Origin of the sequence: Pseudosulfitobacter sp. SM2401, from assembly GCF_042932805.1 — a bacterium.
In the GTDB taxonomy this organism is placed as follows: Bacteria; Pseudomonadota; Alphaproteobacteria; order Rhodobacterales; family Rhodobacteraceae; genus Ascidiaceihabitans.
This window is the reverse complement of record NZ_CP170633.1, coordinates 3,605,662-3,620,042: the sequence shown is the minus strand read 5'-3', so window position 1 is coordinate 3,620,042 and position 14,381 is coordinate 3,605,662. Positions and strand designations below refer to the sequence as shown.

Here is a 14,381-nt window from a genome sequence, read left to right as displayed (position 1 = left end):
ATGTTTCAACCTGTCCGCAAACCGCAAGGTGGCTTTGCATCCGCTCTTTCTATTCTAGAGCTGATCTACCATTCCATCGTGCGATCGGTGCGCAAGACGCACAACAATGCGTTTCTGGCCATTGCGATGAACATGTTGCAGGTCGTCATTTTCGTGATGGCGTTTTACGTGATGTTTTCGATTCTTGGGCTGCGTGGTGCGGCGATCCGTGGCGATTTTCTGATCTACATTATGTCCGGCATCTTTTTGTACATGACGCACACCAAATCGCTGGGTGCTGTTGTTGGGTCCGAAGGGCCAGCAAGCCCGATGATGCAGCACGCGCCGATGAACACAATTATCTCGATTGCGTCGGCCGCCATCGGTGCGCTGTATGTTCAGGTGCTGTCGCTGTTCATGATCTTGTTCATCTACCACGTCGCCTTTGTCCCGCTTGAAATCGATCGCCCGATTGAGGCGTTCGGCATGCTGTTGATCGCGTGGTTCACCGGCGTCGCATTGGGTCTGGTTTTGCTTGCGATCAAACCGTGGTTCCCAACAGCTGTCAGCGTTTTCACCACCCTGTACCAGCGCGCGAATATGATTGCGTCCGGCAAGATGTTTGTCGCCAACACGCTGCCCGGCTTTATGCTAGCGATGTTTGATTGGAACCCGCTGTTTCACTGCATCGATCAGGCGCGCGGTTTTGCGTTTATCAACTACAACCCGCGTTATAGTACGTGGGAATATGCGTTTTATGTGGGTCTGATTTTGATTATGCTGGGGCTTATGGGCGAATTTTATACACGCCGTCATGCATCGCTCAGCTGGGGGGCACGTCGATGAAATACCTTTTTGCTGTTGTTTGCATTTTCTGGGGCGGCTTCGCTGCGGCGTCGGATTTTCCTAAATTATATGCCGTGATCGGCGTAGCAGCCGATGATGTCCTAAACATTCGCTCCGAACCAAACGCTCAGGCTGAGCTACTTGGCGCATTTGTGTACAACGCATCTGGCGTCGAAGTTGTCACACTCAGCGACGATGGAAAATGGGGGCAGGTCAACGTCAATGAACGCGTCGGTTGGGCCGCAGTACGCTACCTGACACCGCTGTCCGACACGGCTCCATTCTTTGCCAGTTGCTTTGGAACAGAGCCGTTTTGGGGCTTGATACTGGACGAAACTGGCGTGGCCAGCGAATGGTCCTCGCCCGAAAGCAAAGGCAAGGTTACAGACCTAGAAACACTCATGACCACAACTGTCATGCCAAGAACCTTTGCCTATGCGGGTAAAATTCAGGGTGAAAATGGCAGGGTCCGCAAATTTGACGCGTTGATGACGCACAAAATCTGCTCGGATGGCATGTCTGACAATCTGTATGGCCTATCGATTGATTTGTCTCTGACAGGCGGTCCAAACCTTGCAGGCTGTTGCACGCTTCAACGCTAATCCACGACCCGCAGCGTCAGATTGATCCGCCCACCTTTGGGCAGCAATCGAGAGGATCCAAACCTGATCTTGTCGACTCCGTGATGGGTAAGACGGGCATCACCGCCCATCACCACTACATCACCGGACGTCAGCCAGATCGACTCTGTCTTGCCGCCACGTTCTGTGTTGCCGATCCGAAACAAGCCATCGTCACCTAACGACACGGACACCACAGGCCAGCTAAAATTAGCTTCGTCCTTGTCTTGGTGCATACCCATGCGGGCCCCTTCGCCATAAAAATTGATCAAGCAGCAATCAGGTGCACGATCAACCCCTGCGACCGCGTTCCAAATATCCAAAATGGGTGCGGGAATCGCGGGCCATTTCGCCCCACCGGGGTGGTGCGACACATAGCGATACCCTGTGCGGTCGGAAAACCACCCGTATTTACCGGCCGACGTCATCCGAACGCTCATCGGTTTCCCGTACGGCGTCATTGGCGAAAACACAGGTGCCGCCATGGCAACACTGCGCACAGCCTCCAACACCGCTGATTGCGCCTCAGACGTTAAGAAATCCTTGTGAATTTCGAAACCACGCAAGGTTAAAACCGACATATCCACCTCTTTCCCAAAGATTCCTCCATTTCCCACACCTAGACCGCTTGCAGGGTGCATATGTGGTCCTTATATACGCTCCGAACCGCGCAGAACCTATCTCTTGCGCATCAATCCATCGGGGCGCAGATGCCGTAACGGGTCTGCATCTCGTCACATCGCCTTATGTTATGAAAAGGGATCGAAAATATGGCCAAAGTCATTGGTATTGACCTCGGAACAACCAACTCTTGTATTGCTATTATGGACGGCAGTCAGCCTCGCGTTATCGAAAACGCAGAAGGCGCGCGCACAACGCCATCCATTGTGGCCTTCACCGACAATGAACGTCTTGTAGGTCAGCCTGCAAAACGCCAAGCGGTGACAAACCCTGAAAACACAATCTTTGGTGTTAAGCGTCTTGTCGGTCGTCGCAATGACGACGCAGATCTGGCCAAAGACAAAAAGAACCTGCCGTTCAACGTGATTGACGGCGGCAACGGTGACGCGTGGGTCGAAGCCAAAGGCGAGAAATATTCGCCGGCTCAAATCTCTGCCTTCATCCTGGGCAAGATGAAAGAGACAGCGGAAAGCTATCTTGGCGAAGACGTAACCCAAGCGGTCATCACCGTGCCTGCGTATTTTAACGACGCACAGCGCCAAGCCACCAAAGACGCCGGCAAAATCGCTGGCCTCGAAGTGCTGCGTATTATCAACGAACCAACTGCCGCGGCTTTGGCCTACGGTCTGGACAAAAAAGAAACCCAAACCATCGCGGTCTATGACCTTGGTGGCGGTACATTCGATGTCACGATCCTGGAAATCGACGACGGTCTGTTCGAAGTTAAATCCACCAACGGCGACACGTTCCTTGGTGGTGAAGACTTTGACATGCGCATCGTCAACTACCTTGCCGATCAGTTCAAAAAAGAACACTCCGTCGATCTGACCCAAGACAAAATGGCCCTGCAGCGTCTTAAAGAAGCTGCTGAAAAAGCCAAGATCGAACTGTCTTCCGCGAACCAAACAGAGATCAACCAACCGTTTATCTCGATGGGTTCTACCGGCCAGCCGCTGCACATGGTCATGAAATTGACGCGTGCAAAACTGGAAAGCCTTGTTGGCGATCTGATCAAAGCCTCGATGAAACCATGCGCTGCTGCGTTGAAAGACGCAGGCCTTTCCGCCAAAGACATCGACGAAGTCGTGTTGGTTGGTGGTATGACGCGCATGCCAAAAGTCATCGAAGAAGTGACCAAATTCTTTGGCAAAGAGCCTCATAAAGGTGTGAACCCGGACGAAGTTGTCGCCCTTGGTGCCGCAATCCAAGCCGGCGTTTTGCAAGGCGACGTCAAAGACGTGGTTCTGCTGGACGTAACACCATTGTCGCTGGGCATCGAAACTTTGGGCGGCGTGTTCACACGTTTGATCGACCGCAACACAACGATCCCGACAAAGAAAAGCCAGATCTTTTCGACAGCCGAAGACAACCAGAACGCTGTGACCATCCGCGTGTTCCAAGGCGAACGCGAAATGGCTGCAGACAACAAAATTCTGGGCGCCTTCAACCTCGAAAGCATCCCGCCAGCACCACGCGGCATGCCACAAATCGAAGTGACCTTTGACATCGATGCCAACGGCATCGTGGCCGTCGGCGCGCTCGATAAAGGCACGATGAAAGAGCAAAAGATCACGATCCAAGCGTCAGGCGGCCTGTCCGATTCAGACATCGAACAAATGGTTCAGGATGCCGAAGACAATGCCGAGGCGGACAAAGAACGCAAAGAGCTGATCGAAGCGAAAAACCAGGCCGAAAGCCTCATCCACTCCACCGAGAAATCGCTGGAAGAGCACAAAGACAAAGTCGATCCGACAACTGTCGAAGCGATCGAATTGGCCATTGCTGCGCTGAATGACGAGCTGGAAACCGAAAACGCGGACAAGATCAAATCTGGCATCCAGAACGTGACCGAAGCAGCCATGAAACTGGGTGAAGCGATCTACAAAGCTGCTGCAGACGAAGGCGAAGGCGCGTCGGAGCCAACAGGCGCGGACGAAGGCATGGATGATGACATCCTGGATGCCGAGTTCGAAGATCTGGACGACGACAAGCGCACGTAAGCGTCTACAGAAACCGCTCAATGGGCCGGTCCGTTTTAGCCGGACCGGCCTTTGACGTTTCAACAAGGAATTCGATCCATGGCAAAACGTGACTATTACGACGTGCTTGGCATCTCTAAAGGCGCATCTGCTGACGAGATCAAAAAAGGGTATCGCACCAAGGCCAAAGAACTGCACCCTGACCGCAACGCGGACAATCCAAAAGCCGAAGAGCAGTTCAAAGAGGCAAATGAGGCGCATGAAGTCTTAAAAGACGCCGAGAAAAAAGCGGCCTACGACCGCTACGGCCACGCCGCATTTGAAGGCGGAATGGGCGGCGGCGGACGACAAGGCGGCGGATTTGGCGGCGGTCAGGGTCAAGGCGACTTTGGCAGCGCGTTCTCTGACATTTTTGACGACCTGTTTGGCGATTTTGCAGGGCAACGTGGTGGCGGCGGACGACGCGCCGCGCGCGGGTCTGACTTGCGCTACAACTTGCATGTCTCGCTTGAGGACGCATTTAGCGGTTTGCAAAAACAGATCAACGTACCAACGTCAATTTCGTGCGATCCCTGCAACGGATCCGGCGCTGAAGGTGGTGCAGAACCATCAACCTGCCCGACATGTTCTGGCATGGGAAAAGTCCGCGCGCAGCAGGGTTTCTTCACGGTTGAACGCACCTGCCCGACGTGTTCCGGCCTTGGTCAAATCATCAACAACCCCTGCAAATCTTGTGGTGGCGCAGGCCGCGTCGAAAAGGAACGCGCACTGTCAGTGAACATCCCTGCTGGCGTCGAAACCGGGACACGCATTCGCCTTGCCGGCGAAGGCGAAGCAGGCATGCGCGGCGGACCGGCAGGTGATTTGTACATCTTCATCGAAGTGTCAGATCACGAGTTGTTCGAGCGCGACGGCGTCAACCTGTTCTGCCGCGTTCCCGTTTCCATGAGCACCGCAGCCTTGGGAGGCAGCATCGAAGTGCCGACAATCGACGGTGGCCGTGGCCGTGTGCAGATCCCGTCCGGCAGCCAATCCGGCCGTCAAATGCGTCTACGCAGCAAGGGCATGCCTGCCCTACGTGGCGGCTCAGCCGGGGATATGTTCATCGAACTGGCAGTCGAAACGCCGGTGAACTTGACCTCGCGCCAAAAAGAACTGCTTAAGGAATTTGACGAACTGTCGTCAGAAAATAACCCGGAAAGCAGCAGCTTTTTCTCTTCTGTGAAATCCTTTTGGGATTCTATGAAGGGTTAAACCTTAACCTTTCTGTAACTGTGATTTGCGAGGCTGTGTGTATGACACAGTCTCCAAATTCCCCCCACGCATTTGCCGAAATGGGCAGCCTTTTCCAGATGGACGAGGCGCGGTCAGTGCCGCTGCCCTCTGGAAAAATCCCGTCCTACATTGCTGACCATCGTAGCCGATTGCGGAGCAGATTTATGGACGGCGGCGCAAACGCACTTCCTGACTATGAGTTGCTGGAACTCGTGCTATTCCGCGCAATTCCCCGGCGCGACGTAAAGCCATTGGCCCACACTTTGATGGACACGTTTGGCGATTTTAACCGTGTTATTACAGCGCCAATCGCACGTTTGAAAAGCATCAAAGGTGTCGGCGACGCTGTCGTAACAGAGCTAAAAATCGTCGAGGCCGCGGCCCACCGCATGATGCGCGCGAAAGTGATGCACAAACCAGTTTTGACCAGTTGGGATGCATTGGTGGACTACTGCCACACGACCATGGCCCACCGCGAAACAGAACAGTTTCGCGTGCTGTATCTGGACAGAAAAAACACCCTGATCGCGGATGAGGAACAAGCCAAAGGCACGGTCGATCACGTTCCGGTTTATCCGCGTGAAGTAGCCAAACGTGCCTTAGAACTGAACGCCAGTGCGATAATTTTGGTGCACAATCACCCCTCAGGTGACCCAACACCGTCGCAGCAAGATATTGATATGACAACCCAAATCCTTGCAGCCTGTCAGGCCTTAAACCTAACCCTGCACGACCATCTGATCATCGGAAAATCTTGCGAACTGAGCTTTCGCGCGGACGGCTATCTTTAACGCACCCAAACCTCGACGCGGCGATTGGCTTGGCGACCCCATTCGCTGTCATCGCAAGCCATTGGCAACGCTTCACCAAACGCATCGACACCCAACGACAAGCGATCCAAGTTCGCCGTTTCTGCGGCTGCAATAACGGCACGTTGAACGGCTTCTGCACGGCGCAGGGCAATGTCGCGATTGGCCTTTGCGGCGCCATCCCCGTCGCTGAATCCTACAAACAAAATACGCCGCGCATCGTATTTTCCGATTTCTAACGCACGCGCCAGTTGCTGCACATTGGAACGCGATTGCGCGTCTAACCGGATTGATCCTGCTTCAAAACGAAACGATGTTGTCAGGCGTGCCATACCGGTCAACGTTCTGGTCATACGCTGCAATTCTTCAAGGGAAATTTCTGGCCCCGCTGTTGTGATCGCGTTGGCAAATCGGTTGCCTTGATCCGCGATTGAAACCTCTTCGGGCGCTTGGTCCACGAACCCCGCACGCCGAATTAGAATTTGCGCCGAAGGACCACGCGTGTACCCAAGAAAATCACGCCCGACTTTGGGCAAACGCCGCGCTGGAATGTACAAAAACATTGGCGCAGTCAGGGGGTAATCTTCGGTTTTGATCGTGCGACGGGCGGCCTGCAAAGAAAAACCACATGTCCCCTTTAGCGTCAAAACTTGCGCATTTCCTGTTTCCGCATAGCTGGCGATCCCAATCGCAAACGGATGTTTGGAAACGGTTTGCGCAAGATCGGCACCCCGCGCATGATGTAAAACCGTATCAGAAAGCGACAGATTCACCGGCTTCAAAACCTGATCTTCGACCGCCTGGCCAAGACCCGTATCTGCCCCCAGCATGTGCAAATCGATCGGTGCATCAGGCCCTCCCAAATCGACCCAATTTGTGATACGTCCTGCAAACACCTCGGCCAGTTGGCGCGGTGAAATCGAGCGTACGGGATTGGACGCCGACACGATCGGCACAACCGCGTCCAATGACAAAACGCGACTGCGGTTTGCTTGGGTCATGTCGCCCATGCCAGCCTCGCGGGCACGTTGGCGTTCGCCCGGTCTGATTTCACGCAACGCCATCACGATGTCCGCCTCATTGGCGAGCAGGTCCGCAAATCCTTCGTCTGTATTGGTCACGCGAAACTGAAATTCCGCCGCCAGTTTTCCGCTGCTTTCGTTGAACAAGCTATAGGTGAAACGGGTCGGTCCGATTGACGTACGTTCGGTGCGAAACCCGTGACGCAGGGCAAATCCTTCGATCAGCGCCGGCATCAATACCGACCCCATCGTAGCAGAGCCTGAGATGGACAATTCGGCAACGAAATCTTGTAGATTCGGGCATGCAGGTCCTTCGCAGTTCACGCCTGATCCATCGACGGTCAATTCACCGTAGACGGTTTCCAGCCGGTAGAATTCACCATCAAATCCCAAAAGGGTGCCGCTAAGTTCCACCTGACCATCAGGCGACGTTAGCGTCACGTCTTGCGCTTGGGCAAAACCCGTTAGCGTAAAAAGAAAAAGAGCGGCGAAGGCCGCCGCTCGTTTCAAGGTCATAACTGATCCTATCGCAGCTTTAGTTGCTGGCGACTGTCAGGTCTTGGACCAAATTATTCAACACCAGAAAGCTACCTTTTGCGTCACATTCCGGCACGGCAAGGGTCAAATCTTGGGTTTTGACCTGTCCGCCCTGCAATTCGAGTGACTGCGCTTCGATTTCGAGGCCACAATTCATCAATGTCACTTCGGCTTCGACGCTTAGATCGATAATGCCATCTTGGGTCCCCATCGCTGTTGGAAAGGTATAAACTTCTGCCATCAATGGTGCCAAAGCTGATTTATTTCCAAGGCGCGTTAGAAACCCTTGTGCGGAATCAACCGCTGCCACATCGCGTGTCGCGCCGGCCCAAACGTGACCTTCCTGACCGTAATCTGCCCCAAATTCGCGGGCGTGCATTTCAAAGCCTGTGTCGCCTTTCCACTGGATTGCCGTGCGGTCGTATTGGCCCAAATCAGGAACCGACACTTGGGCAACGGCACCTTCGCCGTTCGGGAATGCAAAAATCACCACGGCCTCTTTTGCCATGGCAGGCACAGACACGCTAAGGCTGCCGTCTAGGGCAGTGGATTGCGAGAACATGATGCCGTTGTGATGGACTGTGACGTGTTCATTTGGCATGCAAGGTGCCGCCAGTTCTACATCAATCATCGCACCTTTGGATGCCGTAGCCGCGGCTGAAATCTCGCAAGAGGCGGCAGGAACCGGCGTATCCAATTTCGGTGTCACCAACGCGCTCGCAGAGGAAAGTTGAACACCGGTTTCAGGCGTCACAATCACATCGGACGTATCGGTTTGTGCCGATGTCAGCGTGATATCCTGCACTTCCAACAGCGTCCCTGCAGCCGACGCAATATGCGCATCAACAATGGACGGCGGGATTTCAGCGGGTGCGTTTGCCGTCGCAACATCGCTGTAGCGTTGCTTGGCGGTGTCACCACTTTGCATGATGAATCCGATGCCAACCGCACACGCAAGCGTACCCGCAGCGGTCAACATCTCTCTGGTCTTTAACATGATCCTGTCCCTTCTGGCGGATTAGCTCAGAAAGGTGTTTGGCAGGGAAAAAGGGCCGAGTTGTGACCGCTTGGAGGAGTCATTACGGCAAGATTGAGACAACCTTGCCGTGACCAGAGTTTAGGTAAGACGCCCGTGGCAGTGCTTGAACTTTTCACCAGACCCACACGGACACGGGTTGTTGCGCCCAGGGTTTCCCCATGTAGATGGATCATTTTCGACAAATCCAGCCGCCACTGCTTCGGCTGTAGGCGCGGGTGCAGAAGGTGCCATCGCGGCCTCGCGGGCGGCCTGTTCTATCGCCATTTGCTCAGCCATCGCCTGCTGTTCTTCTTCATTCATGGGGCGAATTTGCGCCAATTTCTTGGTCACATCTTCGCGCAGGGAATCAAGCATGGTTTCGAACAACTGGAATGATTCGTTTTTGTATTCGTTCAACGGATCACGCTGCGCATAGCCACGAAAGCCAACAACGGAGCGCAAATGCTCAAGCGTCAAAAGATGCTCGCGCCATTTGGCGTCGATCGTCTGCAACAACAGCTGCTTTTCGATCATGCGCATGTTTTCCGGACCAAAGGCTTCGGTCTTACCCGCCATCACTTCGTCCGTTGCCGCCATCAAACGTTCGCGGATTTGTTCGTCGTCGACGCCTTCTTCTTCGCACCATTCCATGACCGGCACGTCGATGCCCAACTCTTCGATCACCGCAGCGTACAGGCCTTCGGTGTTCCACTGGTCCGCGTAAGACCCGGCCGGCATGTAGGTGTCGACCAGATCGTCGATCACTTCGGTGCGCATGTCGATTGTGACTTCGGACAGATCCGCGGATTCCATGATTTCGCGACGCTGGGCAAAGATCACTTTGCGCTGGTCGTTCATCACGTCATCGAATTTCAACAGCTGTTTGCGGATGTCAAAGTTACGACCTTCGACCTTGGCTTGCGCACGTTCCAGCGATTTGTTGACCCAAGGGTGAACGATCGCTTCGCCTTCTTCCAAACCCAAAGTCGTAAGGACTTTTTCCAAACGCTCTGATCCGAAAATACGCATCAGGTCATCTTCGAGGCTTAGGTAGAATGACGTGCGGCCCGGATCACCCTGACGGCCAGAGCGACCGCGCAACTGGTTGTCGATGCGACGGCTTTCGTGACGTTCAGAGGCCAGAACGAACAAGCCGCCCGCCGCAAGAACACGTTTCTTCTCATCAATAGTTTCGGCCTCGATCCGCGCACGGATGGCTTCTGGGTCAGCTTCTGGGTCAGCAGTGATCGCTTGCAGCACCTTCATCTCGGCGTTGCCACCCAGCTGAATATCGGTGCCACGACCGGCCATGTTGGTCGCGATGGTGACCGCACCCAGTTTGCCTGCATCGCCAATAATCTGTGCTTCTTGCTCGTGCTGGCGTGCGTTCAAAACGTTGTGCTGGATGCCCGCCGCTGTCAGCATTTGGCTGAACATTTCGGATTTCTCGATGGATGTCGTGCCAACCAGAACGGGTTGCTCTTTTTTATGCGCCGCTTTGATCTCTTCGATCATCGCTTCGTATTTTTCGCGGCCCGTGCGGAACACTTGATCGTCTTCATCAACACGCGAAATGTCGCGGTTGGTGGGTACTTCGATCACACCCAGACCGTAAATTTGCTGGAATTCTTCGGCTTCGGTCGAGGCCGTACCAGTCATGCCTGCCAGTTTTGAATACAGGCGGAAATAGTTTTGGTAGGTCACAGAGGCCAGCGTCGTGTTTTCCGGCATGATGTTCACGCCTTCTTTGGCCTCAATCGCTTGGTGCAGGCCGTCACCCAAACGACGACCGGTCATCATACGGCCGGTGAATTCGTCGATCAGCATGACCTCACCGTCGCGAACAATGTAGTCCTTGTCCTTGGTGAACAACTTGTGGGCGCGCAGACCCTGGTTGACGTGGTGCACGATCGAGGTGGATTCCGGATCGTAAAGGCTGGCGTCACCCTCAAGCAAACCACGTGCGCGCAACTGTTCCTCAAGAAACTCGTTGCCGTCATCGGTGAACGTCACGTTGCGGGTTTTTTCGTCCAGCTCGAAATGGTCGTCTTGGACAGACGGGATCAGCGCGTCGATAACTTGGTACATCTCAGAGCGATCCTCGGCAGGACCAGAAATAACCAGTGGCGTACGCGCCTCGTCGATCAGGATTGAATCGACTTCATCCACGATCGCAAAGTTGTGTTTCTTTTGGAAGATCTGCGACAACTCGGCCTTCATATTGTCGCGCAGATAATCAAAACCCAACTCGTTGTTGGTCGCGTAGGTGATGTCGCAATCATAGGCGGCGCGCTTGGCGTCCTCGGGCATGTTGGCGACAACATAACCGGTTGTCAGACCCAAAGCGCCAAAGACGTTGGCCATCCATTCTGCGTCGCGCTGCACAAGGTATTCGTTGACCGTGACGACGTGAACACCGTCACCTGTCAGGGCGTTCAGGTAGGCAGGAAAGGTCGCAACCAGTGTCTTGCCTTCGCCGGTTTTCATTTCAGCGACGTTGCCGTTGTGCAGGAAAATCCCGCCCATCAGTTGCACGTCAAAGGCGCGCAGGCCCAGCGCACGGCGGGCCCCTTCGCGGCAGTTGGCGAATGCTTCGGGCAAAAGGCTATCAAGGCTTTCGCCCCCAATCGCGCGTTTGCGGAATTCTTCGGTCTTCTCGATCAGACCTTCATCGCTTAGTTTTTCGAACTCGGGTTCCAGTGCGTTGATCTTTTCGACCAGCGGGCGCACCGCTTTGACCTTGCGGTCATTAGGTGTGCCAAAGACCTTTTTGGCGAGTGTTTTGATACCGAGCATGCGATCTCCAGCCGATGGTTTATTGTGTTTGCCAGCAAGTGGCCTGTCCGCTCTTGCCCGACTGGTGCGCAGCCCATAGATAGAATGTCAGAAACGTTCCGAGCGGCGCCCATAGGGCGATGTAAGGGCCGCGTTTAACCGTGTCAATGTTACGCCATGCCGTGACCTTATCCATAGGATCAAACGATGCAAAAACCTCTCAGCTTTGTGGCCGCTCTTGGGCTGGCCGTGACCCTTGCCATGCCTGCCAAGGCCCAAGACGCCAGCACTGTCGTTGCAACCGTAAACGGCACCGAAATCACGATCGGTCACATGATCGTGGCGCGCGCGTCATTGCCCCAGCAATACCAAGAATTGCCCGACGAAGTCTTGTTTACAGGCATTTTGGACCAGTTGATCCAACAATCAGCGCTTGCCGACAGCTATGAAGGCGACCTGCCAGCACGTGTTGCGATCTCCATCGAAAATGAAACGCGGTCTCTTAAAGCAGGCGAACGCCTTGATGCCGCACTTGCCAATGCGATCACTCCTGAAATTGTCCAAAGCGCCTACGACGAGCGTTATTCAGACGTCAAAGCGGAAACAGAATTTAACGCCTCGCATATTTTGGTCGAAACCGAAGAAGAAGCGTTGGCGCTGGTCGAAGCCCTCGAGGGCGGTCAAGATTTCGCAGCCCTCGCGCGCGAAAAATCCACAGGCCCGTCTGGTCCCGGCGGAGGATCGCTTGGGTGGTTTGGCAAAGGCGCGATGGTTCCAGCCTTTGAGGCCGCAGTGCTTGAGTTGGAAGACGGCAGCATTTCGGCCCCTGTGAAAACCCAATTTGGTTGGCACGTCGTCAAACGCAACGAAAGCCGCGAAGCTGACTTGCCAACGCTGGATGAAGTACGCGCAGATCTGGTCACAGAAATCGAAGGAACCGTTGCCACCACAACAATCGAGGCCGTCATTGCAGGTGCTACCGTAGAAAGGGCCGACAGCGAAGGTATCGACCCTGCGATCCTGAAAAACCTCAAATTGGTCGAGTAAGCAACAATGGGAAGCACGCCGAACCGCTCTCCGCTTGCGCCAGCGCGCTTTCCTGACCTACCCGTTGTGAACGGCGTTACCTTTGCCACCGTTGAGGCGGGCGTGCGCTATTCCGGGCGCACCGATGTGATGCTGGCCAAGCTAACGGCTAGCACGACGATTGCCGGCGTGTTTACCAAATCCACAACCCGCGCGGCCCCTGTTCTGGACTGTCAGGCCAAGCTGGGCGGCGGCAGCGACACACCCGCTGCGATCCTCGTGAATTCGGGCAATGCCAACGCATTTACGGGGCGCAACGGCCAAGCATCTGTCGATGCCATCACTGCTGCTGTGTCGTCAGTTTGCGATGTGCCGCAGGGCCGCGTGTTCACGTCATCCACTGGCGTCATTGGCGAACCTTTGCCGCACGACCGCGTGACCGCACAGTTAGAGGCGCTGAACAAATCACAGTCATCCGGCGCCGTTTCCGATGCCGCCCAAGCCATCATGACAACTGATACCTACGCCAAAGGTGCCAGCCAGCGGATCGTGATTGACGGTAGGGCGGTCAACATCGTCGGCATCGCCAAAGGCTCCGGCATGATCGCGCCCGATATGGCGACGATGTTGGTCTACATTTTCACCGATGCGGTGTTTGAACAAAACGCGCTGCAATCGTTGGTGTCGGACCTGTCTGACAAGACGTTCAATTGCATCACGGTCGACAGCGACACCTCGACCTCGGACACGTTGTTGATGGCCGCGACCGGTGCATCTGGCGTGAACGCTGAGGGTGACGACGGATTTGCCAACGGGCTGCACTCCGTCATGCTGAACCTCGCGCATCAAGTCGTGCGCGACGGCGAAGGCGCGACCAAGTTCGTCGAAATTTCTGTCAGCGGTGCCAGCGACGACGCAACCGCCCGGACCCACGCATTGGCGATTGCGAATTCACCCTTGGTCAAAACTGCGATCGCGGGCGAAGATCCAAACTGGGGGCGCATCGTGATGGCCATTGGCAAGTCAGGCGCACTGGCAGATCGTGATCTGATCTCGATCAAGTTTGGCGATGTGGTCGTGGCCGAAAACGGTTGGGTCAGCCCGACGTATGTCGAAGCAGACGCCGCCGCATTGATGAAACACGACGAGATTGAAATCGGCGTCGATCTGGGCATGGGCATGGGCGCTGCAACCGTTTGGACCTGTGATCTGACCCACGGCTACATCGAAATCAACGCGGACTACCGATCATGAAGACCGTTTTGGTGTCTGCCGTTGCCTTGATCGACGTGGACGGGCGCGTGCTGCTGGCCCAACGCCCAGCGGGTAAATCCATGGCCGGTTTGTGGGAATTTCCGGGTGGCAAAGTTGAAGCTGGCGAAACCCCCGAAGTCGCTTTGATCCGGGAACTCGAAGAAGAGTTGGGCATAAACACCTGGCAATCCTGCCTCGCGCCGTTGACCTTTGCCAGCCATACCTACGATGATTTTCATCTGCTCATGCCCCTGTTTGCCTGCCGCAAATGGGAGGGCACGCCAATCGCCCGTGAGAACCAAGTGCTAAAGTGGGTGTTCCCCAAAGCGATGCGCGACTATCCGATGCCAGCAGCTGACATCCCGTTAATTCCAATTTTACGCGATTGGCTGTAGCGCTCGAAACGCTTCCTTTAGACCTTGTTAACTTTTTGAGCGCCTAATGTTCCTGTGATTTCTTGACAGGAGTTGAATCCATGCTGCGCACAGTAATCCTAGGAAGCTGCATTTCAGTGCAGGGCGTCTTTGAAAGGTTTTTACCCAACGGCCTGATGGCGGTTC

12 protein-coding genes are annotated in these 14,381 nt (G+C 54.8%); 8 read left to right on the top strand and 4 right to left on the bottom strand.

Going from position 1 to position 14,381, the window contains the following annotated elements; translation table 11 throughout:
• A complete protein-coding gene (locus ACFIO0_RS17740; protein WP_390911723.1) occupies nt 1–825 on the top strand; it encodes an ABC transporter permease in 825 nt (274 codons plus the stop codon).
• Nucleotides 822–1,427, top strand: a complete 606-nt coding sequence (locus tag ACFIO0_RS17735; RefSeq protein WP_390911722.1) for an SH3 domain-containing protein — start codon at nt 822–824, stop codon at nt 1,425–1,427. The genes ACFIO0_RS17740 and ACFIO0_RS17735 overlap by 4 nt, the downstream gene beginning before the upstream one ends.
• Here ACFIO0_RS17735 and ACFIO0_RS17730 read toward each other — a convergent pair.
• On the bottom strand, nt 1,424–2,026 hold the full coding sequence (locus ACFIO0_RS17730) for an alpha-ketoglutarate-dependent dioxygenase AlkB (RefSeq protein WP_390911721.1): 603 nt from the start codon (nt 2,024–2,026) through the stop codon (nt 1,424–1,426). The two genes, ACFIO0_RS17735 and ACFIO0_RS17730, sit on opposite strands and share 4 nt — an antisense overlap.
• A gap of 189 nt (nt 2,027–2,215) precedes the next feature.
• Here ACFIO0_RS17730 and dnaK point away from each other — a divergent pair, with 189 nt between their 5' ends.
• The 3 genes from dnaK to radC all read left to right on the top strand — a co-directional run bounded on the left by dnaK (nt 2,216) and on the right by radC (nt 6,171).
• Nucleotides 2,216–4,126 (top strand): molecular chaperone DnaK, encoded by a 1,911-nt coding sequence (gene dnaK / locus ACFIO0_RS17725; RefSeq protein WP_390911720.1) that lies wholly within the window; start codon nt 2,216–2,218, stop codon nt 4,124–4,126.
• Between the two features lie 78 nt (nt 4,127–4,204).
• The gene (gene dnaJ, locus ACFIO0_RS17720; RefSeq protein ID WP_390911719.1) at nt 4,205–5,359 is read left to right on the top strand and encodes a molecular chaperone DnaJ; all 1,155 of its coding nucleotides are present in this window, start codon (nt 4,205–4,207) and stop codon (nt 5,357–5,359) included.
• 41 nt (nt 5,360–5,400) lie between these two features.
• Complete coding sequence (radC, locus tag ACFIO0_RS17715; RefSeq protein WP_390911718.1) at nt 5,401–6,171, top strand: DNA repair protein RadC; 771 nt, start codon at nt 5,401–5,403, stop codon at nt 6,169–6,171.
• On the opposite strand, the gene ACFIO0_RS17710 is transcribed toward radC, so the two are convergent.
• The 3 genes from ACFIO0_RS17710 to secA form a co-directional block, all read right to left on the bottom strand.
• Nucleotides 6,168–7,727: a substrate-binding domain-containing protein gene (locus ACFIO0_RS17710; protein ID WP_390911717.1), complete on the bottom strand. Its 1,560-nt coding sequence runs from the start codon at nt 7,725–7,727 to the stop codon at nt 6,168–6,170. The two genes, radC and ACFIO0_RS17710, sit on opposite strands and share 4 nt — an antisense overlap.
• Nucleotides 7,728–7,746: 19 nt before the next feature.
• The gene (locus tag ACFIO0_RS17705) at nt 7,747–8,745 is read right to left on the bottom strand and encodes a hypothetical protein (RefSeq protein WP_390911716.1); all 999 of its coding nucleotides are present in this window, start codon (nt 8,743–8,745) and stop codon (nt 7,747–7,749) included.
• A 120-nt stretch (nt 8,746–8,865) separates the two neighbouring features.
• Complete coding sequence (gene secA, locus ACFIO0_RS17700) at nt 8,866–11,562, bottom strand: preprotein translocase subunit SecA (protein ID WP_390911715.1); 2,697 nt, start codon at nt 11,560–11,562, stop codon at nt 8,866–8,868.
• Nucleotides 11,563–11,748: 186 nt separating this feature from the next.
• On the opposite strand from secA, the gene ACFIO0_RS17695 reads away from it, so the two are divergent.
• From ACFIO0_RS17695 to ACFIO0_RS17685, 3 genes are read left to right on the top strand one after another with little or no spacing between them, the layout of a single operon-like run.
• Nucleotides 11,749–12,588 carry a peptidylprolyl isomerase gene (locus tag ACFIO0_RS17695; protein ID WP_390911714.1) on the top strand — a complete coding sequence of 280 codons (840 nt, stop codon included), beginning with the start codon at nt 11,749–11,751 and terminating at the stop codon, nt 12,586–12,588.
• A gap of 6 nt (nt 12,589–12,594) precedes the next feature.
• Nucleotides 12,595–13,821, top strand: coding sequence for a bifunctional glutamate N-acetyltransferase/amino-acid acetyltransferase ArgJ (argJ, locus tag ACFIO0_RS17690; protein ID WP_390911713.1), 1,227 nt, complete (start codon nt 12,595–12,597; stop codon nt 13,819–13,821).
• Nucleotides 13,818–14,216: an NUDIX domain-containing protein gene (locus ACFIO0_RS17685; RefSeq protein ID WP_390911712.1), complete on the top strand. Its 399-nt coding sequence runs from the start codon at nt 13,818–13,820 to the stop codon at nt 14,214–14,216. The genes argJ and ACFIO0_RS17685 overlap by 4 nt, the downstream gene beginning before the upstream one ends.
• The last annotated feature ends 165 nt before the right edge of the window (nt 14,217–14,381 follow it).